This window comes from Bacillus cereus group sp. Bce019 (assembly GCF_051781745.1).
GTDB classification, from domain to species: Bacteria; Bacillota; Bacilli; order Bacillales; family Bacillaceae_G; genus Bacillus_A; species Bacillus_A cereus.
Genome location: NZ_JBPWJX010000015.1, coordinates 1 through 24928, shown reverse-complemented (window position 1 = coordinate 24928; position 24928 = coordinate 1). Strand labels below are relative to the sequence as shown.

The window sequence follows — 24928 nt, the reverse complement described above, 5'->3', positions numbered from 1 at the left end:
ATATCGAAAAGATTGGTTTTTTATTATTTTATACAGTAAGCTTTCCTCCATGATAGCAATAATACTGTGCTGCTTTAAGACTTTTAATCCTATTTAAAGACTGTTCCGCCCTTTCTATATCTAAACAAAAATTCGGATTAGCTATAACTAATTCTCGATTCTCTTGAACCGCTGCATCTCCTGTAATTACACAGTCTAAATTCGGAAAATATAATGAAATATGCCCCGGGGTATGTCCTGGCGTTGCCACTACTTGACATTCATTATTCAAAATCATTTGACCATCATGTACTTTTTCATCGACGGAAATATGTTTTATATTTTTTAACTGTTGTATAAACCATTTGCCAAATTCTTTTTCTTCATTTGGCATACGTTCTAACATTTCTTCAGCTTGAACTAACCTCTCTGATTTTATATCACCATTAATATAGTTAGATTCAATTTCACTAGCAATAACATTAATATTTGGATATTTCACTTTAAAATCATATACAGCCCCTATATGATCGTCATCATAATGGGTAATAATTATATTCTTTAAGTTTTTCATCTCGTATCCATGTTTTAATATTGCATTTTCAATTAAAGGTAAAAAATTTGGATATCCTGTATCAACTAACGTTAATTTATTATGTAATATAATTAAACTTGGATAAATACATTGTTTTTGCCCGTTAAATTCGAATTCAATTGGTAGTTCTATTATTTTCATTTTTCTTCCCCCATACCGCTTATAAAATGCATAATAATAACTAAATCATACACATACATTTTACTGTACATATCACAAATAATTTGAATCCAAATATCCATTTTGTTCTAATTCACGTTTAATGTGTAATTTCTATATAACAAAGAAAAAAGCACCCGTTATGGATACTTCCTTATCTTACCTGCTCAACTACATAAATCAAATTGGGTCTATCCGAAACCTGATATGTATAGTCTTCATTTTTATGCATATATGTTTCTATCCTATTTATCACTTTAAACATTCTGTCTGAATTCGCACTGAAACGAGATACTGAATCACATAAAACTATTGACCCTTTCTTATAAAAATTTATAATTTCATAAATATCTCGTTCTAAACAAACTTCTCCTACTTGCAAATCCTCTTTCGCTTCATAGTTATAAATTCCCATTCTCATTTTCCCCTCAAATTGTATTTTTTCTTACAACATCCCCATGTTACATAAATAATACCACGATAAAATTCTAAAACTCAAACTCATCGGCTTCATTTGAGAAAATAAAAAAGCCATCACCGAAGCGACAACTTTTAAGAAAATGGGAGAAAAGAGAGGAAAAAATGGTTCGAACCAAAGTAACACCTGAAATGCTAGATGAAGTGGCTAATCTTGCAATTAATACCAGAATTACATTAGAAGCCTATGAATCACCAGCGAGTAAAGAGGCTATTCAAGAATTACAAAAGTTCTCATCAATAAATGCACCATTAGATTATTTAGAAGTAATTCAATATTGTACGAATGCAGAGATTAATGTAGAAAATGAACTTTAATACGTATTACCACCAAACGTTACCTGCGTAGTACCTTTACTTGGAACGAACACATACTATGTAACGGAACACTGTTCAAAATAATCCACATTATAATATTTTGAACAGGTCTTCCCCTATTTTTATGGAAATATATAATTAAGAAAAACAATAAAATTGATTAATCTCTCACTTCTTTGTCCATCCTTTTAAAAAATCTATGTTTTGTAAAAGGAGTGTTTATATGGAGAAACAGACACTTTGGAAAAAGTTCAAAAAAAGCTCTGTAAACCTCGGTAAATCTAGCGTATATGAAAGTATTATTTTATTCTACACAATGAAAAAGAAAGAATTACCTACTAAGGCGAAATTCATAATATTAGCCGCTTTATCTTATTACGTATTAACAATCGATTTCATTCCAGATATAGCTGCTATTATTGGGATTGGCTTATTAGATGATGTTTTAGCAATCGCTGTAGCGCATAAATACGTTATGAGACACGCAGATGCTGAAATTCGAGAAAAGAGCAAAGTAAAGATGGAGTCATTATTTACTTCAGCACAAGCATAATGAAACTATCTAGTCATTTACCTACCTTTTTACTTTCAAATAAAGCTAACTGTAATTAATGATAGTTCCACCTCACTGAATATTACCCTTCACCATGAGAGCATAGCAGAATAAATTCCTAAACAAAAGCTTTTCTCTTAGCTCTCAAACCGTAAACAAATAGGGAATCAGCACTTGTTCCTAAGTTCCGACTCCCTTTTATTTATTCTTATATCTATCTGTTATACAGTTTCATGCGTTCCCTTATATAAAACTGCTATTGCCGCTACTATAAGAATCATACCCATAAAAGCAGGTGCGGCATGACCAAGTGATACATAGATTTGTCCTCCAAGAATAGGATCAATCATTCTTGCTAAAGCTTGAATAGATTGGCTTCCACCTTGAATCCTTCCTTGTTCACTAGAACTGACAGACTTTGAAAGCATCCCGTTGAATGAAGGTCCGAAAATTGAATCCCCAAAACCATACATCAGCATCCCAACGATAAGTAGTGGATAGAGTGAAAACAAAGTTGATGCCGCAATAAAACTGTATCCTATAATCTCCGAAACCATCCCAAGAATTGCTATTTGTTTATCACTAAGCTTGATTAAAAGCTTTGGCATGATAAAACTTTGTGAAACAATGTCTTGAAAGCCCAAAATTGAAAACATAAATCCGATTAATGCAGGTTTCCAACTGAAAGTATCCATTGTAAATTGCGTGAAAATTGCTTGTAAAGATCCGTTAGGTATCCAAAGTAAAAACGCTGAGACAAATAACCATTTTAAATTTTTTATGGAAAGTATGTTTGCTAGCTGCGCAAAAGGATTTAACCTTACAAACGTAATCTCTTTCAACCTATTATTTTTGTCAAGGCTCTCAGGCATATATTTGATCCCATATACAACATTTATTAACGTTATGATTGCACCAAAATACATAGGTACAGTATCACCAAACTTGGCAAGTAACCCTCCAATGGTTGGGCCAATGATAGTTCCCGCACCTACAACTGCACTCACCCATCCAAAGTATTTCGTTCTCTGCTCTTTTGGAATGATGTCTGCAAAATATGCGAAGATAGTACTTATGCTCCCACCTGTTATACCTTCTATTATGCGTCCAGCAAATAGTACCCATAAAGCTCCTCCTATTCCCAAAACTAAGTACCCAATTGCAGAACCAAATAAGCATATTAAAAGTAATGGACGACGGCCATGCTTATCGCTTAAAGCCCCAAGTACTGGGGCAGCTAAAAACACGCAAGCCGCATATACGGAAGTTAGTAGTGTAACAACTAATGCTTGTTCTTCCGGATTACTTATATATGGCTGTACTAAGAATGGCACTACAGGCATGATGATACTGAAACCTATACCACAAAGAAATACAGAAATAAGTCCGAATAGTAAAGCATGTTTATCTATGTTTTTTTCAGTTTTCCTTTCATTTTGTGATCTAAATATAGACATTTAACTTCTCTCCTAAAAAAATATTGCTTTGTCAACAAAACAATAACTCTATTTTGTTGATTAGTCAACAAAAATAAAATAATAAAAAAGCAGCCTATTCTCATTAGAGTAAGGCTGCCCGTAAAAGCCCGATTGGTGAGGGCTGATAATCAGTGGAGATGAAGACCCCCCACTGATTAAAGTTTCACTTTATTATTAAAATATATTACGATTTAATATGTACACCTTGTTTCTTTATTTCTGCATCCAAATGTCTACTATACTTTTCCACGAAACTAATTATACTGTCGAATTCTTCTTCAGTTACTTGCTCAAATACAGCTTTATCCCGCTCTTGAAACTCTTTGTGCAGATCTTCATGGATTTTATAAATTTCTTTCCCTTCTTCCGTAAGCCTAAAATAAATTTCTTTCTTATTTTCTGACTTTTGGTAGCTTTCAATAAGGCCTTTTTGTATGAGCTTCTTAGTCATTCTACTTATAGCACCGCGAGTCACATAAAAAGCCTCTGCGAGTTGTGTCACGTTAGAATCTGCATTGTTTTCAATATATTCAATGCAGTGAACTTCAGAAGACTTAAAACCTTTAAGACCTTCTTCCATCTTATCTTTATTAAGCCAAACCAGCTTATTATATAATTCCCTGAAACCGTTCATGACCTGTTCTTCTTTATTCATGACCTGCCCTCCTCACCGCTCTTTAACACATTAAAACTATTATATTAAATTTCTGCTTATGTTTCGACAATATTGAAATAATTATTGTAACGTTCAAGATATGTGTAAAAATTGGCGCTTAAATAAAACAATTCATTAAACAGCAAATTTATTGCTACTTACAGTAAACGGTAGACAAAAAGTAAGAGCTAAGATCATTTCTCTTAGCTCTTCTTTTATAAAACTATTTCACTTCATTAGCGACAAAAAAGTGCTCACATACACTTGATATGCGCTGTAAGTCCACGTTCCCACCGGATATAACAGCTACTACTTTTTTCCCTTTTATATAACTATCAACTTTTCCTGCAAGAAGTGCAGCAGTTGCTAATGCACCTGCACCTTCTACAACAGCTTTCCCACGTTGTAATAAATCTTTCATCGCTACTTCCAGCTCTTTTTCTGATACAGTTACAATATCATCTACTAATTCTTTTACAATTTCAAATGTTAATTCACCTGGTATTTTAACTGCGCAACCATCTGCAATAGTAGGCGCCTCATAGTGTTCTACGATTGCTCCTTTATCGTAAGATGCCTTCATTCCATGAACATTATCTGCTTGGACACCAATTATATTAATGGATGGATTAAAAGATTTCAATGCTACAGAAATACCAGAAATAATTCCGCCTCCACCTATTGGTACAATGACAGTATCTACATCCCACATATCATCAAGAATGTCTAATCCAATTGTACCTTGACCAGCCATTACCTCTACATCATCATATGGATGTAAGTATGTTTCACCTGTTTCCCTTATAATTTCTTCACATTTTACCTTTGCATCATCAAAGGTTTCACCATGTAAAATCACTTCAGATCCATATCCTTTTGTTGCTTCAACTTTTGCCTGAGGTGCAGAAATTGGCATAACAATTTTACTCTTAATACCGAGTAAATGAGCAGATAATGCAACTCCTTGTGCATGATTACCTGCTGAACATGCAATTACACCTCTTTCTTTTTCTTGATCCGTGAGCCGCGACATTTTATTAAATGCGCCACGAAATTTAAAAGAACCCGTTAATTGCATATTTTCTAATTTCAAATGAATTTCTCCACCCGTTTTACTAGTCAAGTAAAAAGATTTTACTAATGGCGTTTTACGAGCATTTCTATCTAGAATTTTGTGAGCTTTTTTAATATCGTCTATATGTAATGGTAGTTTTCTAGTTATCATACTGACACCTCTTCCAATGTTCTATTCCTAAGTTTTCGTAAGTCGTAGCTCCTTTATACGAAAAGAAAAAGTCTTTATATATGTACCCCACTCTGAAATAAACACATTTGCAAACAATTTAACATCCTCTTCATATCGCGTTCTTTATAATGATTTAAACATGCAATTTGGATCCAATTATTCTTTTGTAAATAAGATGACTCATAATGAACGATGTATCCTTGTAATGCTAATGTATCGCCTACTACTTTAGAAGAATAATCTTCGCTCAATACAATAGTAAGTATCATTGGCGCGGCATGTTCTTTAGGTGAAACAAGCTTTAAACCCATATCAGTAATAACTTCTTCAACATAATCATATGTCTCTTTAATTTTTACAAATGCCTTTTCATCTTCAAATCTCTTCAACGCTTCTTGCAATGCATAAATTAAATTCCATGATTGTGAGTATGGAATACTTTCATTTTCTTCATACATGCCAATGTCCATATAGGCCGGCACAGCCTCGTTTATTTTTACAATGTGGTTATGAAAAACGAAAGAAATTCCTGTATATGATTTAATCGCTTTACCGCTAACACCACTTGCAAAATACACATCCTTCAAGTCTAATGGTATTGCTCCAATTGAGCTTATGCAATCTACACACAGTTTCATTTGATTCTCGTTACAAAGAGTATTTAGCTCGTTTAAATCGTTTAACATTCCAGTAGATGTTTCATGATGAACAAACCAAATCCATTCATAATTTCCAGTTGTCATAATTTCTTCTAATTCGGTATAAATAAATGGATCTCCCATTTCCTTTTTATACGTATCAAAATGTAACCGTGCTCGTTTTGCATGTCCAACTAATCTATTACCAAATTCCCCATTTGTTAATACTAGTCCTTTCCCTTTTAAAGAACGTAACTGTAAAGCAATCGCATCATTTGCTAACGTCCCTGTTCCTAACATAAGCTGTACATGTTTTGCTTTTGTCATGTGAAGTAACCGTTTTTTCACATTGTCCATCATCACTTGAAATGACTTAGAGCGATGGGAAATAGGTCGCGTAGAAAATGCCTTTCGAACGTTCTCTTCAATATCTACTGGACCAGGTAAAAACGTATATTCTTTCGTCATAATCCCCCCAACACTCGACTCTTCAAACATAGCAGGGGTAACATACATTGGCTGGAAGGCTGCTTCTTCTGTACCAACTAACGTATGGAAAGATTTGAATCCCATTTGCTCATATAAAGCTAGTTCACGTGTTGTTGCAGAAATGAGTGCTAATTCATATCCATTTAGAAGCAAATAACGATGTAGAAAACGAATTAATCCTAACAACGCTCTTCCATTTCTATATTCACGTTCTACTGAAAGTAAACGAATTTCATACACTTTTTCTCCATGCTCTTGCAAATAAATATCTAAATTTGAAATTTTATAATCTAACGAGAATGGTCGTTTTCCCCGCACTGCGACCATACCTACTAATCTATCCTCATCTAAACAAATTAAATATGTATTTTCTTTATGAAACCGATCTATACGAAACCGTTCTTTCGTTTCTTCATGTTGTGGTATCTCTTCTACAAAAGTTTTATAATTCAATTTATGTATACTTTCAAATTCCCAATCTTGATCAGCAACTTTATAAATTAACCCCATGCCTTATCTCCTTTATCTATTTAATAAAAAATGATAAGTGGAGATTATCCCCACTTATTAAACATTCATTTTATTCTCGATTTACATATAGAATGAGTACAATAATTATTCCACTTAATATAGTGGTAACAATAGAATAAGAATAAAGAATCATACAAATTGGTAAACAAGCAATCGTAATTAGTCCTGGCTTCGTAAACCCTTTAAATATTAAATAAAATACAATAAAAATGCCTAAGAGGGTAAGCGCTATCAAATAATCAAATGCGATTAGTCCTCCTATAAATGTTGAAATACCTTTACCGCCCTTGCCTTTAAATAAAACTGGATAAATATGTCCAATAATAACGGCCAATAATGTTAACATTACGAATGTAGGATCTTCAAAAAGGTATTTTGCTACAGCAACAACGATTGCCCCTTTAATTGCATCACCTAAAAATGTAGCGATGAAATACCCTTTTCCATATACGCGCCCCATATTTCTTGCGCCAGGATTTCCGCTTCCTTCATCCCTAATATCAACGTTATGTCTCAATTTTGTTACTATATAAGCGGTCAATATGTTTCCAATTAAATAAGAAGCCACCAAATATAAAAACTGCATACTATTAATCATGTAATCATTCACTTTCTACATGGGAATACATATACAATATTCAATTACTACGTATATTGTACGTTTTTAACATACATCCCTTTATACATTTTAACATCATATTTTTACAAATCATACAAAAATTCTCATACCTATTTTTAAAAATATATATCCCTCATTAAATAATATGTTCCTTTCACTGCCATTTCTGCTTGTGATACGAATGTAATTTCTTTCATACTTTCTTCACACCATTTCTTAAATACAGCAAATATTTCAGGAACTAAACGCAATATACTGCCACTTACTGCAATTGGCGTTGAGTGCTTAAAGTTCAACTTGTTATAAACATTTACTGTAATCCTTGCTAATTCCTTTCCAGCTTGCATCATAATTTCATGCGCATCATCATTGCCATCTCTCGCTTCCTGAATAACTAATGGGGCGATTGCTGCAATTTTATCTTTAGAAGAAGTATATACTAAGCTTTTTATATGAGACGGTGTCAAAAGTTGAAACTGCCTTTGAATATTCAAACTCAATGGACAAAGACTGATTCCTTGATCGAGCTGAATTGCCATTTTCTTTAAAGCTTGTAATGCAATCCAATATCCGCTCCCCTCATCTCCTAAAATATGTCCCCATCCACCGCTATACTGATATACTTCTCCTTTTTTTCCTATACAAATTGCACCTGTACCACCTATAGTTAATATTCCATCCTTACCTTTTAAAGCAGCTGCATGTGCGATCATTGCATCATTAAAAATTTCAATTTTTGTTCCGTATTTCTTTTTTAAACGTAATGTTAATTCATTTGTATTCGCTCCGCTTATACCAGCTAATCCTAAACAAACACAAACACAATGCCCATTTATTAAACTCTTCTGGCATTGATTAATTGCTTCCATAATATGCACAAGAGCTTCTTCAAAATCTATTAATATGTTTCCAAAACCACTGGTAGCTCTTACAAGTTCATTTCCGTCTTTATCAAATGCAATTGCCTCGGTCTTTGTTCCCCCGCCATCTACTCCAATCATATACTTCATATGTTCGCCTCATTTTCATCTGCGTATGGAGGGAATGTTATATTCCCTAAAATTACGGAATTCTTAGCACCTGTTGCGCTCGGCACATTACTCGGATTACGATGATACGTTTCGTTTGCTAAAATAGCAAATGCAATTGCTTCTTTCGCTGCTGAAGAATGACCAATATCTTCTTGTATACATATGCTACATTTCTCTTCTCTTAATCCATTCCGTAACATTTCAACAAGTGTATTATTATAACTTCCACCACCACCTAAAATCACCTCATCAATTTCATAATACGGCAAAATAAACGCCTTATAATGATGAACAATTGAACATGCTGTAAACATCGTGACAGTTGCCAATATATTTTCTTTACTATGCTTTTTAAATCGATTCAATAATTCAGTCACAAACGCTTCTCCAAACTGTTCTCTACCTGTTGATTTTGGTGGTTTCATGTTCAAAAATGGATGGTTCATACAGTATGTTAAAATTTCATCTACAACTACCCCCTGCTTTGCAATCCAACCATTTTGATCATATGGTACATGAAATAATCTTTGACATACTTCATCGATTACCATGTTGCCTGGTCCAGTATCGAAAGCAATAACACTCTCTTTACTTCGTTTACTTGGAACCACTGTAACATTACTAATCCCACCAATATTTTGTAGTAGTCTATTTTTAGTTTGATGCCGATATAAAATAATCTCTGAATATGGTACAAGTGGTGCACCTTGTCCCCCTGCCGCTATGTCCATCGTTCGGAAATTCGAGATAACCGTCGTGTTCGTTTCATATGCTATTACTGCTGGTTCCCCAATTTGCAATGTTGAAGAAATAATATTCCCTTCTTGCTTTGGCTGATGATAAATCGTTTGTCCGTGAGAGCCTATTAAATCTAATTGTCTCAAAGGAAAATTGGCCTCTTTACAAACTTCCTTTACAGCATTGGCGAAGCATAAACCAAGTTTAAAATTTAAACTACATATAATTTGGACATTCGAAGTTTCAATTGATAACGCTTGTTGGATCTCATTTTTCATATCATTACAAAATGGAACAGTAGTAAAATGGATGAGTTGGATTTTAGAATCTACACCACTTCCTTCTATATGAACGAGCGCTACATCTATTCCATCTAACGAAGTACCAGACATTACCCCTGCAATATACATAACGTGCATGACCTCCTATTTACTAAAAAACAATCATGTAAGTAACGAACGTACAACCAATCGAAAACAATATAAATCTAAAAAACAACTGAGCTTTCGATGCAAACGATCCATCAATGAAAGAAACAACTACCGTAAGCAAAACGCTTGCCGCAATACTTGTAACAAGCCAGATACTATGCATTTGTGATAGATTTAGCATGCCTAATAAAGGGACAAAAAGTAAATTTGCACAAATCACTCCAAATAATAATAAAAATACGCCTTTATAACTAAATTTTATATTCATTCTATTTCCCCCTTTCTAGTTTTAATGTGAAAGAAGTGATAGACAAAAAGTCTATCACTCAAAATAACAGCGTGCAGATTAAGGATTAACAGATTCCTCGTCACCATTTTTTTCAATTTCAAGCATATTTTTGTCGTACATTTTAAAGAATGGTAAATAAATAAGGAACGATATTGCTATATTTATAAAAACTAATACAATCGCACGCCAATCTCCTCCTGTTGCTAAATATGCACCAATTGGAGCAGGTAGTGTCCATGGCGGCATAATATGCGTTGGTGTTACAAATCCCATCGCAGTTGCTGAATATGCAACAGTTGCTGTTACAAGTGGTGTAATGATAAATGGGATAATTAAAATTGGATTTAGTACAATCGGTAATCCGAATATGACTGGTTCATTAATATTAAAGATACCCGGAACAATACAAGTTCTTGACAATGCTTTCGAATATTTCGATCGACCAAATACAATCATAGCTAATACAAGCCCTAACGTCGCACCAGAACCGCCAATCCATATAAACCATTGATATAACGGCTCTGGTGAAATAAATGGCAACTGATCTGCTCCACTAGCAACTGCTTCACCATTTTTCCCTAGGTATACTTCCCATAATGGCCTAGCAACAGTTCCAACAACCGACACACCATGGATTCCGAATGACCAAAAAAACGTAATTAAAAACACTGGAATCATTACACCGAAGTAACTATCCCCAGCTTTTACTAATGGTGCTGCTAATTTATCAACAACATGGTGTAAATCAATGCTAAAAACGACAGTTACTAGACTCATTATAATAATAACGAATGCTGCAGGTATAAGTGCTTCAAATGAACGCGATACAGATGGCGGTACTTGTTCTGGCATTTTAATCATTACATTTTTCTTCTTACAAAATCTTAAAATCTCTACGGATAAAATAGAAACAATCATCGTCACAAATAATCCATGACCTCCGAGATTTGTCATCGGAAGCATGAATCCTTTTTTATCAATTAACTCAGGCGTTAATGTTAAAAGTAGTGAACATACCGCGAGCTGTGCTCCTGATAAAGCATCTAATTTATAACTTTTCGCTAAATTATATCCTATTCCAAATGCGATATATAAAGACATAATAAACATGGTTAAACGATATGGTATCAATATACTTGTTTGATTCTTTAATGCCCAAACTGATATGAAACTATCTTTCGGCAGTGGTGGAAATGCTACTATTAAAAAGAAGCTTCCTACTATAATAAATGGTAACGCCGAAATAACTCCATCACGGATTGCTTGTAAATGTCTCTGCTCAGAAAGCCTTGCCATCGGTCCAGATAAGTTTTTATCAAGAAACGTGACAAACTTATTCATAACGTTTCCCCCTAACTTATTAATTCATTTACAGTTTTTAATAAAGTCGGGCCACCAAGCGGTGTGTATGCTTGCGGCGGTATGATGCCACACGGAATAGATTCCTCCTCTGCAAATTTTTTTACAGAGTCAAATCGGTGTCTTATTTGAGGTGCCACCATTACGACATCCCAGCCATTCTTTACTTCTTCCTCTACCTCATTCGTTCCAATTGCATGCACTTCCATGTTCACACCATTTTTCTCCGCTTCTTTTTTTAAAGCGTTTACAACAATTGCACTGGACATTCCTCCAGAACAGACGAACAAAACTTTCATTTATTAATCCTCCTATACTTATAATTTATTACCCTTCAAATGAAAGGAAGTTTCACTTTACTAACAAGCATATGAAGTAGTAAATGAATTTAGTTATAATGAAAGTAAATTTCATTAAAAATATTTTTCCTATTAAATTAATGTTTCAATATGCAATTTTCTCTATTGCAAAGTCAACCTCGCCTCATATATTATTTTAAATAATCATATGATAGGGAGGCGTATAAATGATCGTTAAACGTTTATTAATGATATGTTGTATCGTTATCTTGTTCATCCCTTTCTCTTTCATTCCCCCTCACTTTACTTATGCTGAAGTAAATACTACGTACAAAAAACATGAATTACGTGCTGTATGGATCGCATCAGTTCTGAATATTGATTGGCCCTCAAAAACTGGCTTACCTATTGAAAAACAGAAGCAAGAATTTATAAGATTATTAGACGATGTAAAAAGCACTGGTATGAATGCAGTTGTTGTACAAATTAAACCAACCGCTGATGCTTTCTATCCTTCAAATTACGGTCCTTGGTCTGAATACATTACAGGAACACAAGGAAAAGATCCTGGTTATGACCCGCTCGCATTTATGATTGAAGAAACTCATAAAAGAAATATAGAATTCCACGCTTGGATTAACCCATACCGAATAACGATGAATCACACCGATATAAATCGATTATCAAATAATCACCCTGCAAGGCAACATCCCGATTGGGTTGTCCCTTATGGCGGAAAGTTATATTACAATCCCGGTATTCCGGAAGTGAAAAAATTTATAACAGAAGGCGCTTTAGAAATCGTACAAAATTACGATATTGATGCGCTGCATATGGATGATTATTTTTACCCATATAAAGTAGCCGGTGAAGAATTTCCAGATCAGAAAACGTACGAAACATATAATAATGGTAGATTTACAAATATAGAAGATTGGCGACGTAACAATGTAAATGAACTTGTAAAAGATTTAAATACTGCTATAAAACAAGAAAAATCATATGTAAAGTTTGGCATTAGTCCGTTCGGCGTATGGCGAAATATAGCTGACGATCCCACTGGCTCTAACACAACCGCAGGCCAAAGAAACTATGATGACCTTTATGCTGACACACGTGAGTGGATACAAAAAGGATATATTGACTACATTACACCGCAAATATATTGGAATATAGGTTTCACCCCAGCTGCATATGACATATTAGTAGATTGGTGGGTTAAAGAAACAAATAACAAACCGCTTCACCTATACATCGGTCAAGCGGCCTATAAAATTAATAATAACTCCGTCCCTGCTTGGTCTGATCCAGAAGAATATCCAAAACAAATTGCATTAAACCGGCTATATCCTGATATAAAAGGTAGTATGCATTTTAGCTTAAAAGATATTAATAACAATCCACTCGGAGTTAAAGATAGACTTTCAAAAAACATATATAAACATCCTGCATTAATCCCGCCTATGCCTTGGCTTGATCATGATCCACCAAAACAACCGACTTTAAAAGGCGCCATTCCAAGAGATGAAGGTATTGCAATCGGTATCATTGACAATAGAGATAATGATTCTGCTTATTACGCTATTTACCGCGTGAATGGGAAAAATGAAGTGGATATACAAAATCCCAAAAATTTACTTACTACTGTAAGAAAAACAAAACTTGGAGAAATTTATGTAGATAAAACCGCTATTTCCGGAGAAACGTATACCTATGTCGTAACTGCAGTTGATCGATTGCATAATGAAAGTGTGGCTTCTAGTAAATCTACTATTCAAGCAAAATAAAAGTAAGAGCCCCCATTTTTTTGAATGCGGGCTCTTACTTTTATTTTCGTAGTTCACTATATTGAATATGAATTCTATTCTCAGGGTTTTTATCTACTGTGTAAAGTACAAATAAGAAGAACCATTCTAGTGGCTTCATTAAAATATAAACAAAATCAGCCGACCATTTCGTATTAATATGTTTACTAACCGGATAACCGTATTTATCATAAAAATTACGAATAACTTTATGACATTTTGGTACCCGCTCCTCAATTACATTTTCAAAAGCGTTCGCAATTAATAACTGTCGATTAACTGTAATTCTTTCCCCATGCCTAATTCCTGCTCGTAATGGCTTAACGATGTTTTTATGGCCTTTCACAGAAACTGTACATAAATAATGCCCATCCCCGGAGACAATTTGAGGACTTGGGGCAGGAATCTTAGAATAATTAAAACTACTTGTTTCCATAAACACTCTTATAAAACTATCTGGTTTTTGGCCAAACAGTATTAAAATGAATTGAATAATTAACAAGACAGGAAATAAACTTATCATCCAGACTGTAGCCATTTTTTGATGTCCAAAAGAAATACGATACAGCAATAATATAATTCTGTTGCTCTGCGTATAATCTTTCTCATTCTGAGATTGTATGAAATAACCTAATGTATTTCTTAATTTAGCTAAGAATAATAGACTAAAGGCAAGCATTCCAACTTGAATACAAAAGACTGGAATGTATCTCAATCCTCCGAGTTCCGTATAAAAGGCAAAGCCTGTATGGGTAATATAGATGAATGTATATACAATGTTTACTATCATTAAAGTACTATAAAAAATATAAAATATTGGTGAAAGTTTTGTTAAGCCTTTCGTTAATCTCCAATACGAAACCGCACCTAAAATAACTAAGAGAACTACTATAGCAATGTGGTCATGTGCTAAAGAAGCATATTGATCAGACATCATTCCGTTCTTTTCAAATTTATGTAATGGTATTCCTCCTCTTACATCATTTGCATTCCACATAATGCCTAAACCAAATATAAAATAACTCAAACATATTGATAATATTTCCTGTGGCTCGAACTTTAGTATACTTGAGGAATTTTCCTTCTTCGATTGGAAACTATCCCAAGCTTTACTAATGGGATAGCCCAGAAATAAAAATAAAATTACAAATAGGATGACTAACTCAAATAACACAATACCATACCCCTTTTATAATAATTATTTACACAAAGTACAAAAAACCACTCTATATTTTACCATTTATTTACGTTTGCATATACTATTTTACAAAAGATTAAACGCTCTCAATTTACAAAAAAAAACGCCTAAAAGCTGAAACATTCAACTTTTTAGGCGATCTCTTCTATTTATTCTTAAACTTCTCAGTCGCTGCCCTCATCTTCACATTTAAATCGTGATCAATCGAGTCGCGAATATCTCGCTCTACTACTTCCATTTCTTTTTTGAAATTTTCCAAGTAGATCTTCAGTTCTTCTTCCTTCTCTGGTCTTTGTGAAGGTGGTAATTGTACTACCAACGATAACATGGCCGTTAAATCTTTCATTAAGAATGTTTCAAGTTTATGTTGTTGTTCAAACATGCGTTGCTCTTGATAGTACGGAAGTGCATTTAATACCGAAATTGTAATATCATCAACCGTTCTTTGTAATGAAGGATTTATTGAGCGTTTATACGCTTGAATTGTATTTAATGCGTCTGGATAACGGTCATAAAAATACAATTTGTAAAATGATAAGTCTGTCGGTTTTACAGTTTGCTGCGTTTCTTGTCTTAAGAAATCTTTCACTTTCATCGCAGCCACATCAATATCTTCATTCGTAAGCTTTTTCGTAGTTTTTGCCATTACATGCACTTTTTTCTGCTTTTCTTTCGGTAACATCGAGAAGACTTGTTCTCTCGTACGTTGACCTGATGCACAAAATAGAGTATTTAATGTATTTTGTTCTTTCTTCCCTTCGGTGCGAATCCAGCGATAAAACAGTGGATGTTGTGTAAATTCTTGTAGAAACGGTATTGATTTGTTTGATAACTTATCTAAAGAATCTTGCGCTCTTTTATATGGCTTCGTCCATGAAAAATACAGCTTCCGTCCGAAATATACGACTAAAACAACAACAGTAAATGCTATTAAAAGCAATGTACCGAGTAGTAATAGTACTGTTTGAATGAAACTCATTTGTTCACCTCCTCTAATAATCCGTTATTTCCTTGGACGCTGAATGAGTTTCTGCTTCATCTCATCATTAAATGTGTCTAGTTCAATAACGAACTTCTTACTTGACTCGATAATACGTTCTGACGATTTTTCAGATGCTTCAATTGCAGCGAACACATTTTGGAATGATTCACGTAATTTATCCATGCTAATAGCAGGGTTTTCAAGCAATTTCGTCGTTTCTTCTGTATTTTGTTTTAACGCTTGAGAATTACTTAATACCATCGATTCAATTGCTTCATTCGTTGCATTTACCGCATCAATTGTTTTACGTTGATTCGTTAATGCAAGCTGAATAGCAGCTGAAACTGTTACAACGTTTTGCGTCATCGTAATTGCATTACGTATTGCCTCTGTTAACTTTTCGTTATTTTTCTTAATGATGTCTACAGAAGCTATAGATTGTAATAATACACTTTTCGCTTGCTGCATATTACGTGTACGTACAAGTATCTTTTCTAACGCATCGTTAATTAACGGAATATCCCTTTGACGATCTGGGTTTTGTTTCTCAGCTTCAAGCATGCCAGCAAGCTTTTTCCCTAAGTATACTTGTTTATCAAGCGCATGAATTTTATCGTGCGATTGTTCTTTTAACATTTCAAGACCAACTGTATCCTCTTGTAAGTTATCACGGCCAATTAGAAGGGATCTAATAATTTCCTCGATTTGTTTATCTATAGATTGGTATTTATGCACATATGTTTCAAGTGGATTTTTCTTAAATACTTTAAACATAATTTTCTTCATACCACTTGCTTTTAATGAATTCGGATCAAGCTCTGATACTACTTTGCGTAATTCTAACAATGTATTTGGAATTTCTTCATTCTTTCCATTCATCATCGCTGTTACAGGGCGTTTTAAAGCTGATAACGTTTGTCCTGCTGCTTGTTGCTCTTTATCTCCTAAATCTCCTAGCTGCGACAATACTTTCGATAAATCTGTATTTTGCTCGCTATTTAACTTTTGTACATAAAGATCGGCTTCTTTATTTAATTCATCAAGTTCTTCATCTTTTATAACTGTATCAACCACTACTTCTACATTATTATCTTTCACAATGGATACAGGTTCTTTTTTCTCGAGTTCAGTCAACAAAATCGCTCCTTTATTTATATGTGCGAATTTATATGCACTATATTTCATCAATTATATCGTATTTCATACACATTCTGATTGCTTGAAATCGATTTTTTTAGAAATGTCTGTTTATGCAGTCATTCCCTGTTTCTTACTATAAGTATACCTGTAATCAACATAATTTTCCTCAGACTTAAGACCTAGAGAACTACATGCTGAAGGCGGATTCTTCATATATTTCCTAAATAATTTACGTTCTTTTAATCGTGCTACACTCAATCTTTTGACATTCACCCGTTTTCAATGTGATAATTCTATTACACTCACTTCTATTTATTTTTGCGAGCTACAAATGCTCCCTTTTGAAACGCTAATAACACTGTTTCAAACGTATCATCTTCTTCAATCATTTTTATAAACTCATCTAATTCACTTGCATGAGAAGTTGCATTATCAACAACAAGAAAACCTTTTGGCTGTAACATACGTTTTATATGCTCAAACCACCACATGTATTGCGTGCGCTCTGAATCTAGGAAAATAAAATCAAATGAATGATCTAATTGGGAATCTAAAAATGCCCCTGCTTCTTGATTGTGAACATCAATCCTTTGTAAAAGGTTTGCCTTTTCAAAATTGACAAGTGCCTCTCCAACTCGTTCTGAAGAAAGCTCTACAGTTGTTACATTTCCATTTGTTTCTTCTACCGCATTAGCTAACCACAATGTAGAATAACCATTAGAAGTTCCGATTTCTAAAATGTTTTTTGCATTACACCCTTTTACTAAAATTGATAAAAATTGCCCCATCTCACGAGAAATATTCCGTAATTTTTCTTCCCGTATTTTTTTATTCCGATCATGCTCTTCTCCATATTGTTCAAGTTGAAGTAATAATGAATCTAACGTATCCATTCTTTTCATCGCCTTTCCAAGCAATATGATGAAAAAGCTCTTGCTGCCCGTCTACTTTTATTATATGCGAAACGAAATCCTTTTTCCCGTTATATGACAAAGATTTATAATTTTTTATAGCATATTGTTTCGTTTTTTGGTAAAGTTAATTTCTACGTGCAATTATTCCATTCATATTATTTCATATAAAAATTGCAGTTATTAAATTATATAAACCCCATTTAAATGAATCGGTATTTCAAATTCAATTAAGCGCCCTTTTCGGACGCATTTTCTTTGTTTATATATTTCCAGAAGAAAGGATGCTTACAAATGAACGTGATTAGCTTAGATGCTGCTCGAAAACGAAAGCAGCATAAAAAATTAATGATTACTATACCGATTATTACACGTATTTATGAAGAAGACGGGGAAATTAAATTTGAGGTAGCTGGCGAAAAAGATGTACCTCTTGAAATGTTAGAAAAATAATAAAAAACGCATTTCTGAAGAAATGCGCTTTTTTATATTTTTACATTCAAATGCATAAGTTTTTCAGGATTAACCATCATATAAATATTTGAAATCTTCTCATCCTCAAATGCAAACGAAAGAACATATGTTACTTTATTATTTATTGTAACTATAACTCCTGGTATACCATTTACCATTTTGAAATCAACAGTGTACTCTTCTGTCAATCGTTGTGCAATCCCAAAGAACAAACGTATAATTCGATCTGCAGAATAAATTGGATTGATCGCAGTCGTAACTTTACCGCCACCATCAGCTTTGAGTATAGCATCTGTTTTTAATACTTCCAACATACCTTCCGTATCCCCACACTGTAATGATGCTACAAACTTTTCAACATAAGAAGCCATTTTCTCCGTGCTTAATTTTGATTGCTTCGGTTTCTCCAACATGCTTTTTCGTGCACGTTGAAAGATCTTCCTGCAGTTCACACTACTCTTATCAACAATTGAAGCTATTTCTTCGTATTCATAACTGAAAACCTCTCTTAATATGAAAACAATCCTTTCTACCTCAGATAGTTGTTGTAAAAGTAATAAATATGCGGTGGAAAGGGATTCTTTCATTATAAATGACTTTGATGGCTCATCACTATCTTCTACAAGTGGCTCTGGTAACCACATCCCTACATACACGTTACGTTTATGCGCTGCCGATCGTAATTTATCAATTGAACGATTTGTCGCCATCTTACATAAATATGCTTTCATATTTTCTATAGATTGTGGATCTTCTATATTATTTAGCGAGATAAATACATCCTGAACGATATCCTCAGCATCCATAACACTCCCAAGGATTCTGTATGATAACGAAAATAATAATGGTTGATACGCTTCATATAACTGCTCCGTTTCCATGATGAACTGCCTCACTTTCATATTGCTTTAAAATGTGTAACGCTGCACGTTTCCCGCTTGCTACGGCAGCATCAGCTAATATTTCATCATGCCCTGCCCAATCTCCTGCAACATAAACACCTGGCATTTCAGGTATATTAGGACCCGGCTTTTCAACACGGTCAATATGAGGAAAATCATGTACTACTGTTATTTTCGGTAAATATTGCTGTGCAACAACTTCCCTTTTCCAATTTGGGTGTAACAACTCCATCGTACTTTCCAACTGTTCTTTATCTTCATGAATATGATTCATCTCTAGCACAGGATTATGGTACTTAATTAGACTCACTGCAATTGATCCGTCTTCACTTAATTTAGCTGCTCTCGATTGATTTGTGAAAAATATAGGTTGATCTAATCCTAATACAAATTGATGTGTAGGATTGGGTAATTGTCTCAAGCCAATGTCTAATGCACCAACAGTAACCGGTACCGATTGTTCACTCCATTTATGCAAACTTGTTCCTTCTGCACCTTTTATTATTTTACAAGCCTCTTTCGGCGGAGTCGTCACGATGACTGTACCTACTTCAAAAACCTCATCATCAACACAATGTATTCTTTGTTTATCTTCATAATGCTCTATTTCCAAAACATGCTTTTTAGCCAAAAATTTTACCCCGACATCATTCGCTAAATCTCTTAATTTTGTTATTATCGTCTCCCAACCACCATCTACATAAAGCACTCCTTCTTTTATAGAAAGCTGTATTTGCTTTAGTACAGATGATGCTAATTGTATTGTAGGAGCAAACGTATATGTTGTTGTCCGGCATAGCGCATAAAATATATTGCGAACCATTGGATCTTTTATTTCATTTTCTGCCCATGTAGTTAGACTCATTTTCGGAACTTCTCCTACATCTAAATTTCCTAAACGAATCATAAGACGTGAGAATTGTACTTTTGCAGACCAAGAAAGTAGTGGTGTTGATAAAATTGAGCGAAAATCTGTTGGGATGGTGAATATATCCCCTTTCCATATTCCATGTGCTTTTGTAGATGGTATTCCACCTGGAAGATTCAAACCGAGCTCATTAAAAGTTATAAACGCTGCCCCGCCTCTATATAAAGCATGTGCACCAAGATTCATGCAGATTCCATTTTTATTTATAGTCATCCCTCGGCCACCGAATTGACTGGATTTTTCTAATACAATCACTTTCTTTCCAGCTTTCGCTAAATATATAGATGCTGTTAATCCAGCAAGCCCACCGCCAACAATTGCTACATCAAATGTATTCATAATAAAATCCCTCCTTATCGTTCTACATACAAGACGAACGATTAAGGAGGGATGTGACATGAAAATAAATTTTTATTACCCTACTATATTTCATTACTTTTTAATTCGGTCATATTGCATACGAAATAACTCAATTGCAAATGGAATATCCTCTTCACTCTTTATATAATAACTGATCCATCCTGATTCAGGTAATACGTGATGTGGTTTTACCAATCCTTGCTTCACTAATTCATCTCGCTTTAACTTCGGAAATGGTAAATCAGCTAATTTATCACCATGAAGATGGCCAAGTTCTTTCTTACCATAATTTATTTCAATACCACCAAATCGATGCGGTTTTTCAGAAACACCCGCCCAGCTGAGTACTTCATTTCTAATCATTTCACTAAATGACATGAACATTCACTCCTTATAAATGATTGATGTACTTTTAAATTAACATTTTCATTACTTTTTTCCATCAATCCAAAGTATGAATGGGAATACGAATATAGTTTAATCTTTATACTTTATTCTTTATGGAATAAGTGAATTTATTAAGCTACTGACAACAGCACAAAACAAAGACTAGACACATATCCTAATTTTGTAACCTAACTTACCTATAGAAAGGCGGGTAATACAATTGACTGCCAACATCGACTATACCTCCCCTTCAACCAATTTTACTTATGATGTAAATAAAAGTAATTTTTTTCGGAAAGATGCCCAAAATTATATAAATGTACTTGGTATTAAACAATTAAACACTTTAGAAAATACTTCTTTATTAGATATTTATTTAAGTACAGGAAATGTTGTAGAACCACATATTCATCAAAATGCAGCTGAACTTGTTTATTGTATTTCAGGGTCTGCTGTTGTTTCTTTACTTAATCCATTTACGAATCAAATATTAAACTTACCGATAAAACCCGGGCAAGTTGCCAACATTCCACAAGCGTGGTGGCATTATGAAATTGCTACAGCAGATAATACTCATTTATTAGCTATTTTCAACGCTCCAACTCCAGAAGTTATTTTCGGTTCTGACATTTTAAGATTAACTCCAGCTCATATGATGGCCCATACTTACTGCCTCAATGAACAACAATGGAAACAAGCGCTTTCCCCTATTCAATCAACTACTGTAATTGGTCCTCCGGCAAACTGCAATCAAAACCGTGAAACGAAAAATTATCCAACCCAGCCCCTCGCTCAACAACAGAATCCGCATCACCAAGATTCTTATTACTTTCCTCTTTACTGGGGCTATTAATTTGTGAATTTTCAAAAGAATCATCATTTATCTCCTAGGAAAATACCAAGGAGATTTTTTTATTGTATCTTCTCTTCCTATTAAAAATAGTAACAATTGATAGTGTACATACATATAATATTTATATATTAAATTGGAGGTGATAGTACTATGAGTAATTATAACTATCGAAAAAACTACTCTTATAATAAAAATAGTAGCTCTTCAGCATCCTCTCAATCTTCCAATTCTCAATCTTCCAATTCCCAATCGCAAAGAGACTTAGCCGAGCAAGGCTATGTAAAGAAAAAAGGATGTAACTGTAATAAAAATAAATAGTTTATTTTATGGATGAATTCTTTTAAAAGAATTCATCTTTTTTGCTGAATGAAAATTTTTTAAGTTACATAACTTATTCATTAAATAAGAAAGGGTAAATTATACTTTTTTATACGAACTTAACAAAGAGTAATTGTTCAATTGATTTATTACTTATTTCCCCCAAAAATATAGTCCTTCCTAAATTTATTAGGAAGGACTATATACAAACCCCTGTTTAATTTCCTACTAAACATTGTAACAAATTAAACGATATTAAGACCTGCACTTACAAATCCGGCAACTGCTGCTATTGGACTTGCTGCTGTTAATGAAACATATACTAATATTTTATCCCCAGCAACTACTGGAACATTATATGCTTGGATTCCTGTTGCTGTAGTACCAATTGCTATTGCTGGTAATGCTGGTGTTAATAATAGAGGTGGCGCTACTGGTGTAAACGTATTACTTGCAGCAGGTGCGATAAATATTTGCATCTGAATTTGAACAGGTGCTAATGGAGCTAATGCAGCTGTTGCACTAAAGAAACCTGCTAATGACGTGATAATTCCATCACGTGGTGCTACAAATGCATAATCACCTACAACACCTGGTAGTATTGTGAGAGTTCCTCCAACCCCTGGAGCTATACCTGGCTGACTAAATCCAAATCCAAGTAGAGTTCCTGTATTAGCTAATACCGCGTTAGCTAACAGCGCTGGTGTTGTACCTGAAGCAAACGGAATAATAGCTCCGCCACCAGTTGCACCTGTTGCTCCAGTTGCTCCCGTTAGACCTGTTGCTCCTGTCGGGCCTGTTGCTCCTGCTAGACCTGTTGCTCCTGTCGGGCCTGTTGCTCCTGCTAGACCTGTGTCTCCCGTTGGACCTGTTGGGCCCGTTGCTCCTGCTAGACCTGTGTCTCCCGTTGGACCTGTTGGGCCTGCTGCTCCAGTATCTCCTGTTGGACCTGTTGCTCCAGTTGCTCCTGCTAGACCTGTGTCTCCCGTTGGACCTGTTGGACCTGTTGCTCCTCCTCCTGGACCTGTTGGACCTGTTGGACCTGTTGCTCCTCCTCCTGGACCTGTTGGACCTGTTGGGCCTGTTGCTCCTCCTCCTGGAGTAGCACCAATTAATTGAGTTAATAAGTTTAATAAAAGTTGTAAACTTGCAGGGTCAATAATTAAAGAGAAGAAGAATGGTGCAAGAGCACTATAGAATTGTTGTAATAAAGAAAGCAATTGACCTAAATCTGGGTTAGGAGATTGTAGTAAATTAATAATACTTTGAATTAATTGTTTTAAGAAATTCCCTTCTGGAGAAGGTGCTAATTCATTTAGTAAGTTCAATAGTTGAGTAAACAAATTGAGTAAAGCTAATCTGTTTGCATCACTTGGATTTGCAAAAAACGCTGCAATAGCCGCTATTAAAGAGTTTAGTAAAGTAATTAATCTACCTAATTGCTCACTAGTAATTGGAACTGTTTGTGGATTATTACAACAATCTGGAGTGAAAACAATCGGATTATTGCAGTGGTTATGACCAAAACAATTATTGTTTGTCATTTATGTCCTCCTTACTTGTTTTATATTTGAGTTTTTCCTATTATAAGGATCATAAAGTTGTAAAAAAATATGTTATATATTGACTTAAAATAGGAAACATGAAATATAATTAAACTTAAAAACGTTATTTAATTATGTTCATGACTCACATATTAATTATATGTTTTTAATAATTGACTGCTTAGATTAAATACCTAAACTTACGGGTTTATTTTATTTTTCCACGTTTATCTCTTAGGTTTAAATACACATATTAATTTGAATATACTAAACAATTAACAGTGCCATTTTTTTATATAAATATACATTATTTCTTTACTAAGATTGTGTTCTCTTTTTAAACATGAAGCCGTTTGTATTATAGAGAACTCTCATATAAAATATATTGAAAAATTCATTCTATATTTTATTCCCATACACTATAAAAAGGATTGAAGTTAAAATTCCTATCAGTCAACCATTTATGACAACTAGAAATTGAATGTACCTTCACTTAATTTTAACTATTTAAATATAAAACAAAAAGGACAGATTCCTTTTCATTAAGGATCTGTCCTTTTAATTAATAATGATAAATTGTAATATAATTGAAGATCCTTGCGATGGTGGTTGCGTATCCAATAAAGTTAATTTACCAGCACTCACTTCATATAATGGTTGTGGTTGCAGTATTCCGTTAACAAACAAATTAATGTAAGAAACTTCAATAGGAGACAAAATATTCGTTGTACCATATTGAGGTATCCCGTCAGCATCTGTATATATAAGCTTCTCTCCATCCGCAAAAGTGTAATATAACAAATTGGTTGTTGTTATAGGGCCATTACCCCCAGTTGGACCTGTTGCTCCGGTTGGTCCTGTTGCTCCGGTCGGTCCCGTTTCTCCGGTTGCTCCTGTTGCTCCGGTCGGCCCCGTTTCTCCGGTCGACCCCGTTTCTCCGGTCGGCCCCGTTTCTCCGGTCGACCCCGTTTCTCCGGTCGGCCCCGTTTCTCCGGTTGCTCCTGTTATTCCGGTCGGTCCCGTTATTCCGGTTGCTCCTGTTATTCCGGTCGGTCCCGTTATTCCGGTTGCTCCCGTTTCTCCAGTTGGTCCTGTTATCCCTGTTGCTCCTGTTATTCCAGTCGGTCCAGTTGGTCCTGTTATTCCGGTTGCTCCTGTTATTCCAGTCGGTCCCGTTATTCCGGTTGCTCCCGTTTCTCCAGTTGGTCCTGTTATCCCTGTTGCTCCTGTTATTCCAGTCGG

25 protein-coding genes and 1 pseudogene are annotated in these 24928 nt (G+C 34.5%); 5 read left to right on the top strand and 21 right to left on the bottom strand.

Features of this window, described 5'->3' with window-relative positions:
• Window positions 1-28: 28 nt before the first annotated feature.
• Both ACS2QP_RS19035 and ACS2QP_RS19030 read right to left on the bottom strand, forming a co-directional pair.
• Window positions 29-715 carry an MBL fold metallo-hydrolase gene (locus ACS2QP_RS19035; protein WP_153582369.1) on the bottom strand — a complete coding sequence of 229 codons (687 nt, stop codon included), beginning with the start codon at window positions 713-715 and terminating at the stop codon, window positions 29-31.
• Window positions 716-887: 172 nt separating this feature from the next.
• On the bottom strand, window positions 888-1148 hold the full coding sequence (locus tag ACS2QP_RS19030; RefSeq protein WP_000513517.1) for a hypothetical protein: 261 nt from the start codon (window positions 1146-1148) through the stop codon (window positions 888-890).
• A 194-nt stretch (window positions 1149-1342) separates the two neighbouring features.
• Between ACS2QP_RS19030 and ACS2QP_RS19025 the strand changes: the two are divergent.
• Both ACS2QP_RS19025 and ACS2QP_RS19020 read left to right on the top strand, forming a co-directional pair.
• A pseudogene (locus ACS2QP_RS19025) lies at window positions 1343-1525 on the top strand (hypothetical protein); the annotation flags it as partial.
• A gap of 226 nt (window positions 1526-1751) precedes the next feature.
• On the top strand, window positions 1752-2081 hold the full coding sequence (locus ACS2QP_RS19020) for a YkvA family protein (protein ID WP_000415089.1): 330 nt from the start codon (window positions 1752-1754) through the stop codon (window positions 2079-2081).
• A 221-nt stretch (window positions 2082-2302) separates the two neighbouring features.
• On the opposite strand, the gene ACS2QP_RS19015 is transcribed toward ACS2QP_RS19020, so the two are convergent.
• The 10 genes from ACS2QP_RS19015 to ACS2QP_RS18970 all read right to left on the bottom strand — a co-directional run bounded on the left by ACS2QP_RS19015 (window position 2303) and on the right by ACS2QP_RS18970 (window position 11884).
• On the bottom strand, window positions 2303-3538 hold the full coding sequence (locus ACS2QP_RS19015) for an MFS transporter (RefSeq protein ID WP_438882733.1): 1236 nt from the start codon (window positions 3536-3538) through the stop codon (window positions 2303-2305).
• Window positions 3539-3743: 205 nt separating this feature from the next.
• Entirely contained in the window at window positions 3744-4214 is a 471-nt protein-coding gene (locus ACS2QP_RS19010) for a MarR family transcriptional regulator (RefSeq protein ID WP_001030898.1), read from the bottom strand.
• A 223-nt stretch (window positions 4215-4437) separates the two neighbouring features.
• Entirely contained in the window at window positions 4438-5439 is a 1002-nt protein-coding gene (tdcB, locus tag ACS2QP_RS19005) for a bifunctional threonine ammonia-lyase/L-serine ammonia-lyase TdcB (RefSeq protein ID WP_000632959.1), read from the bottom strand.
• Between the two features lie 74 nt (window positions 5440-5513).
• A complete protein-coding gene (locus ACS2QP_RS19000; protein WP_103622409.1) occupies window positions 5514-7097 on the bottom strand; it encodes an aminotransferase class V-fold PLP-dependent enzyme in 1584 nt (527 codons plus the stop codon).
• Window positions 7098-7167: 70 nt separating this feature from the next.
• On the bottom strand, window positions 7168-7716 hold the full coding sequence (gene plsY, locus ACS2QP_RS18995) for a glycerol-3-phosphate 1-O-acyltransferase PlsY (RefSeq protein ID WP_000610870.1): 549 nt from the start codon (window positions 7714-7716) through the stop codon (window positions 7168-7170).
• Between the two features lie 137 nt (window positions 7717-7853).
• A complete protein-coding gene (locus ACS2QP_RS18990; protein ID WP_103622408.1) occupies window positions 7854-8747 on the bottom strand; it encodes a BadF/BadG/BcrA/BcrD ATPase family protein in 894 nt (297 codons plus the stop codon).
• Window positions 8744-9916 (bottom strand): anhydro-N-acetylmuramic acid kinase AnmK, encoded by a 1173-nt coding sequence (gene anmK, locus ACS2QP_RS18985; RefSeq protein WP_000274977.1) that lies wholly within the window; start codon window positions 9914-9916, stop codon window positions 8744-8746. Before anmK ends, ACS2QP_RS18990 begins: the two co-directional genes overlap by 4 nt.
• Before the next feature lie 22 nt (window positions 9917-9938).
• A complete protein-coding gene (locus tag ACS2QP_RS18980; RefSeq protein WP_001021963.1) occupies window positions 9939-10205 on the bottom strand; it encodes a hypothetical protein in 267 nt (88 codons plus the stop codon).
• Between the two features lie 78 nt (window positions 10206-10283).
• A complete protein-coding gene (locus ACS2QP_RS18975; RefSeq protein ID WP_001032279.1) occupies window positions 10284-11567 on the bottom strand; it encodes a PTS sugar transporter subunit IIC in 1284 nt (427 codons plus the stop codon).
• A gap of 11 nt (window positions 11568-11578) precedes the next feature.
• A complete protein-coding gene (locus ACS2QP_RS18970) occupies window positions 11579-11884 on the bottom strand; it encodes a PTS sugar transporter subunit IIB (protein WP_000865907.1) in 306 nt (101 codons plus the stop codon).
• Between the two features lie 227 nt (window positions 11885-12111).
• On the opposite strand from ACS2QP_RS18970, the gene ACS2QP_RS18965 reads away from it, so the two are divergent.
• A complete protein-coding gene (locus ACS2QP_RS18965; RefSeq protein ID WP_326235344.1) occupies window positions 12112-13671 on the top strand; it encodes a glycoside hydrolase family 10 protein in 1560 nt (519 codons plus the stop codon).
• Between the two features lie 40 nt (window positions 13672-13711).
• On the opposite strand, the gene ACS2QP_RS18960 is transcribed toward ACS2QP_RS18965, so the two are convergent.
• The 4 genes from ACS2QP_RS18960 to ACS2QP_RS18945 form a co-directional block, all read right to left on the bottom strand.
• Window positions 13712-14863, bottom strand: coding sequence for a DUF6688 domain-containing protein (locus ACS2QP_RS18960; protein ID WP_438882732.1), 1152 nt, complete (start codon window positions 14861-14863; stop codon window positions 13712-13714).
• Between the two features lie 169 nt (window positions 14864-15032).
• A complete protein-coding gene (locus tag ACS2QP_RS18955) occupies window positions 15033-15866 on the bottom strand; it encodes a DUF3974 domain-containing protein (RefSeq protein WP_000008377.1) in 834 nt (277 codons plus the stop codon).
• 24 nt (window positions 15867-15890) lie between these two features.
• A complete protein-coding gene (locus tag ACS2QP_RS18950; RefSeq protein WP_061457196.1) occupies window positions 15891-17003 on the bottom strand; it encodes a toxic anion resistance protein in 1113 nt (370 codons plus the stop codon).
• 314 nt (window positions 17004-17317) lie between these two features.
• Entirely contained in the window at window positions 17318-17911 is a 594-nt protein-coding gene (locus ACS2QP_RS18945; protein WP_016124554.1) for an O-methyltransferase, read from the bottom strand.
• Window positions 17912-18214: 303 nt separating this feature from the next.
• Between ACS2QP_RS18945 and ACS2QP_RS18940 the strand changes: the two genes are divergently transcribed.
• Window positions 18215-18373 carry a hypothetical protein gene (locus tag ACS2QP_RS18940; protein ID WP_001100984.1) on the top strand — a complete coding sequence of 53 codons (159 nt, stop codon included), beginning with the start codon at window positions 18215-18217 and terminating at the stop codon, window positions 18371-18373.
• Window positions 18374-18405: 32 nt separating this feature from the next.
• On the opposite strand, the gene ACS2QP_RS18935 is transcribed toward ACS2QP_RS18940, so the two are convergent.
• The 3 genes from ACS2QP_RS18935 to ACS2QP_RS18925 form a co-directional block, all read right to left on the bottom strand.
• Entirely contained in the window at window positions 18406-19275 is an 870-nt protein-coding gene (locus ACS2QP_RS18935; RefSeq protein ID WP_017674052.1) for a sigma-70 family RNA polymerase sigma factor, read from the bottom strand.
• Window positions 19253-20563 carry a phytoene desaturase family protein gene (locus ACS2QP_RS18930; RefSeq protein ID WP_001091209.1) on the bottom strand — a complete coding sequence of 437 codons (1311 nt, stop codon included), beginning with the start codon at window positions 20561-20563 and terminating at the stop codon, window positions 19253-19255. Before ACS2QP_RS18930 ends, ACS2QP_RS18935 begins: the two co-directional genes overlap by 23 nt.
• A 93-nt stretch (window positions 20564-20656) precedes the next feature.
• The gene (locus ACS2QP_RS18925; RefSeq protein ID WP_000010317.1) at window positions 20657-20962 is read right to left on the bottom strand and encodes a luciferase domain-containing protein; all 306 of its coding nucleotides are present in this window, start codon (window positions 20960-20962) and stop codon (window positions 20657-20659) included.
• 229 nt (window positions 20963-21191) lie between these two features.
• On the opposite strand from ACS2QP_RS18925, the gene ACS2QP_RS18920 reads away from it, so the two are divergent.
• A complete protein-coding gene (locus ACS2QP_RS18920; protein ID WP_017674054.1) occupies window positions 21192-21824 on the top strand; it encodes a cupin domain-containing protein in 633 nt (210 codons plus the stop codon).
• Window positions 21825-22387: 563 nt separating this feature from the next.
• On the opposite strand, the gene ACS2QP_RS18915 is transcribed toward ACS2QP_RS18920, so the two are convergent.
• Window positions 22388-23686, bottom strand: a complete 1299-nt coding sequence (locus ACS2QP_RS18915; protein WP_061457193.1) for an exosporium glycoprotein BclB-related protein — start codon at window positions 23684-23686, stop codon at window positions 22388-22390.
• Between the two features lie 558 nt (window positions 23687-24244).
• Window positions 24245-24928, bottom strand: a 684-nt coding sequence (locus ACS2QP_RS18910) for a DUF4183 domain-containing protein (RefSeq protein ID WP_438882731.1), incomplete at its 5' end; no start/stop codon positions are given.